Raw genomic sequence first — 425 nt, 5'->3', positions numbered from 1 at the left:
CCGTGGAGGATAGCCGCAACGGCATTCAGGAGCGTATAGGCCAGAAAGTGGAGGCGGAGCCGAAATGAAGCTGATCACTGCGATCGTGAAGCCGTTCACGCTCGACGACGTCAAGACGAGCCTCGAGGACGCGGGAGTGCTGGGGATGACGGTCAGTGAAATCCAGGGATACGGACGGCAGAAGGGCCACACGGAGGTTTACCGCGGGGCCGAATACTCGGTGGATTTCGTACCGAAGGTTCGGATCGAGGTCGTTGTTGACGATTCCATTGTCGACAAGGTCGTGGACAGCATTGTCCGGGCGGCGCGCACCGGCAAGATCGGCGACGGCAAGGTGTGGGTGAGTCCGGTAGACACCATCGTGCGGGTGCGCACCGGTGAACGCGGACACGACGCGTTATGAAACTAGCCGCACTGTGCTGAAC

2 protein-coding genes are annotated in these 425 nt (G+C 60.7%); both read left to right on the top strand.

Annotated elements, in window-relative coordinates:
• The coding region (locus J1M81_RS27115) for a hypothetical protein (RefSeq protein ID WP_374223909.1) at positions 1-68 on the top strand (68 nt) is incomplete at its 5' end.
• Positions 65-403 carry a nitrogen regulatory protein P-II gene (gene glnB / locus J1M81_RS25655; RefSeq protein ID WP_003414756.1) on the top strand — a complete coding sequence of 113 codons (339 nt, stop codon included), beginning with the start codon at positions 65-67 and terminating at the stop codon, positions 401-403. The genes J1M81_RS27115 and glnB, both read left to right, overlap by 4 nt.
• Positions 404-425 lie beyond the last annotated feature (22 nt).

Origin of the sequence: Rhodococcus sp. KRD175 (genome assembly GCF_017168275.1) — a bacterium.
Lineage (GTDB): Bacteria > Actinomycetota > Actinomycetes > Mycobacteriales > Mycobacteriaceae > Rhodococcoides > Rhodococcoides fascians.
Note: the sequence above shows the minus strand (reverse complement) of the source record. Positions and strands in the feature narration are given on the sequence as shown.

Coding starts and splice junctions, on each gene's coding strand:
- glnB (WP_003414756.1), top strand. CDS start 65: ATGAAGCTGATCACTGCGATCGTGAAGCCGTTCACGCTCGACGACGTC.